Source organism: Mycobacterium sp. UM_Kg27 (assembly GCF_000972905.1).
Classification (GTDB): Bacteria; Actinomycetota; Actinomycetes; order Mycobacteriales; family Mycobacteriaceae; genus Mycobacterium.
The window spans coordinates 1-3,028 of sequence record NZ_JRMM01000234.1; the positions used below are offsets into that span (position 1 = coordinate 1).

The window sequence follows — 3,028 nt, forward strand, 5'->3', positions numbered from 1 at the left end:
GATGTGTATAAGAGACAGGGTGTGCCAGCGAATCCAGTTGCGCCCCAGTGAAACTCGCGGTGCTCCCGGGAATCATCAACAGCCCGCCGTCATGGCCGTTGCGGCGCAGCTGGTCGAGGAACACCATCTCGTCGGGGAAGATATTGGCCGGATCGCCGTGGTCGTCGTTGAGGTAGCGCAGCTCGGAATCCAAAAAACACGGCGGACCCGCCGACGGCACCACCCAGGTCGCCCCGACGTGGGCGACGTACTGGCGGGCGCGGTCCATCTGCCGCTGGCGCTTCTGGGTGCCGAACGACTCTTTGGCCCGGGCCGGCATGTCATAGACCATCGGGTACCAGATCGCCCCGGAGTACTGCAGCAGGTGCACGTCGATCGCGTCGAAAGCCTGCAGCACGTCGAGGTCGATCGGACGGGAGTCGTTCATATTGAAAAGGGTGGTCACGCCGTCGGAGACCACCAGCCCGGAGTCGCCGATCGGGCCGTCGGCCGGGGCGCGCAGCGCGATGATCATCACGTCCAGCTCGCCCTTGGGACCCGACACGGTGTGTCGCTGCGAATCGGCGGTCTCGAAGAACCGGTGAAACCCCAGCTCTTCCAGCTCGCGACGCAGATCGGGCACGGGGTAATCGGGCAGCAGTACCACCGCGTCCTTGTTGACGTGCGCCGCCAGGTGCCGCGGGTCGAAGTGATCGTGGTGCAGGTGCGAGATGTAGAGGTAGTCGCAGTCGCCGAGAGCGTCCCAGTCCAGCGCCGAGTTGTCCGGGAACGGGAACCACGAGCCGAAGTAGGCCGGATTCACCCACGGGTCGCACAGGATGCTGCCTGCGGCGGTCTCGATCCGGAAGCCGGCGTGCCCGACGCTGGTGACCTGCACGTGTACCTTCTCCCGACGCTGAAAGAGCTCCCTGAGGAGTTTACCGGCGGCGTGGCCCGTCCCATCGCCTAGGCTTGGGCGCTGTGGAGCCTTGGTACGGGACTGTCGCTGTAGCTGCACACACGCTGTGGCGCTATGAGGGCTTGAAGATCACCGTCACCGGCCGGGAGCACCTGCCCGCCACCGGCGGCGCGGTGGTCGCGATCAACCACACCGGCTACCTCGATTTCCTGTTTGCCGGCGTGGCCTCCTATGACGGCAAGCCGCGGCGTCGGGTGCGCTTCATGGCCAAGAAGGAGACGTTCGACAACCGCTACAGCGGGCCCATCATGCGCGGCTGCCGGCACATCGCGGTGGATCGCAGCCAGGGGGCGGAGTCCTACGCCACCGCCGTCTCCTACCTCAAGGCCGGTGAGCTGGTCGGGGTGTACCCGGAGGCCACCATCAGTCGCAGTTTCGAGCTCAAGGAGTTCAGGAGCGGCGCCGCCCGGATGGCGATCGAGGCGCAGGTGCCGATCATCCCGCACATCGTGTGGGGCGCCCAGCGGATCTGGACCAAGGACCACCCGAAGAAACTGGGCCGCAGCAAGATACCGGTCTCGGTGAACATCGGCGAGCCGATACCGCCGACATTGCCGGTCGAAGAGCTCCGCGCGCTGCTGCAGACCCGGATGCAGCACCTGCTGGAGCAGACGCAGGACGCCTACCCCGAACATCCCGCCGGTGCGTTCTGGGTGCCCCGGCGCCTGGGCGGCAGCGCCCCCACCCCCGCCGAGGCGCTCCAGCTCGACGCCGCCGAAGCGGCGCGCAAGGCCGAGGAGCGGGCCGCCCGCCAGAAGCAGCCGCCGAGCCCGACGGGCACAGCGGAGTAGAGCTGGCATGCAGCCGGTATTTCGGGCCTTGGAGCTCACGGCGCTGAGCGCGGCGAAGATCGCCGGCGCAGCGATCGACTACCTCGGCCTGGACCACATCCCGGCTGAGGGCGGCGCGGTGATCGCGATCAACCACACCGGTTACGTGGACTTCCTGCCGGCCGGACTGGCGGCATACCGCCGCGGACGCCGGATGCGGTTCATGATCAAGGCAGAAATGCAGCAGGTGCGGGTGGTCAACTATCTGATCCGCCACACCGGCACCATTCCGGTCGACCGCGCGGCCGGAGCCGACGCCTACCGGCACGCGGTGACCGCGTTGCGCTCCGGCGAGGTGGTGGGTGTCTACCCCGAAGCCACCATCAGCCGCAGCTTCGAGCTCAAGGAATTCAAATCCGGTGCGGCCCGCATGGCGCTGGAGGCGCAGGTTCCGATCGTCCCGCTGATCGTCTGGGGTGCCCACCGGCTGTGGACCAAGGACCACCCGAGGGCGCGGTTGGTGCGCAGCAACATCCCGATCACCGTCCTGGCGGGGGAACCGCTGGCCCCGTCCGGTGACGCCGCCGCGCTCAGCGCCCGATTGCGCGAGCGAATGGCGCCGCTGCTGGCTCAGGTGCAGCAGGAATATCCGCACCCCGCAGGCGAGTTCTGGGTGCCCCGGCGACTCGGCGGCGGCGCGCCCACTCCCGACGAGGCTAGGGTTGCCGAAGAGCAGGAGCTGGCGGAACGGATGCGCAAGCGCGCAGGCGACCGGCGAACCGACCCATCTGGCACGGAGCAGTAGATCATGGCAGAACCCGTCTTCCGGGCGCTGGAGATTGTGGTCCCGCGGCTGGCGAACGCCAACGGGCCGCATGTGACCATCGAGGGCTTGGAGCACATTCCCGAGCGCGGCGGGGCGGTGCTCGCCGTCAACCACACCAGCTACCTGGACTGGTTTCCGGCCTCGATCGCGGCCTTGCGGCGACGCCGCCGGCTGCGCTTCATGATCAAGGCCGAGATGACCGAGGTCCCGGTGGTCAACTTCGTGATCAAGCACCTCAAGCTGATTCCGGTCGACCGCTCCGCCGGGGCCGGCGCCTACGACGAAGCGGTGGCGCGGTTGCGGCAAGGCGAGCTGGTCGGTCTGAATCCAGAGGCCACCATCAGCCGTAGCTTCGAATTGCGGGAGTTCAAGACGGGGGCTGCCCGGATGGCCCATAGCGCGGGCGTTCCGCTGATCCCCGTCATCGTCTGGGGAATCCACCGGGTCTGGACAAAGGCTGTCTCTTATACACAT

At 67.6% G+C, this 3,028-nt stretch carries 4 protein-coding genes; 3 read left to right on the forward strand and 1 reads right to left on the reverse strand.

The features are described from left to right. Window positions 1-877: MBL fold metallo-hydrolase (locus LI94_RS20740; protein ID WP_046302411.1), on the reverse strand; the 877-nt coding region annotated here is incomplete at its 3' end. Window positions 878-960: 83 nt separating this feature from the next. On the opposite strand from LI94_RS20740, the gene LI94_RS20745 reads away from it, so the two are divergent. From LI94_RS20745 to LI94_RS20755, 3 genes are all read left to right on the forward strand, one after another. Continuing rightward, window positions 961-1,749, forward strand: a complete 789-nt coding sequence (locus tag LI94_RS20745) for a lysophospholipid acyltransferase family protein (RefSeq protein ID WP_046302412.1) — start codon at window positions 961-963, stop codon at window positions 1,747-1,749. A 7-nt stretch (window positions 1,750-1,756) separates the two neighbouring features. Next, a complete protein-coding gene (locus LI94_RS20750) occupies window positions 1,757-2,533 on the forward strand; it encodes a lysophospholipid acyltransferase family protein (RefSeq protein WP_046302413.1) in 777 nt (258 codons plus the stop codon). Window positions 2,534-2,536: 3 nt separating this feature from the next. After that, a partial coding sequence (locus LI94_RS20755) for a lysophospholipid acyltransferase family protein (RefSeq protein ID WP_046302414.1) occupies window positions 2,537-3,028 on the forward strand: 492 nt, incomplete at its 3' end.

Excerpts from the sequence above, each read along its gene's own strand:
- LI94_RS20750 (WP_046302413.1), top strand. The coding sequence starts at position 1,757 with ATGCAGCCGGTATTTCGGGCCTTGGAGCTCACGGCGCTGAGCGCGGCG.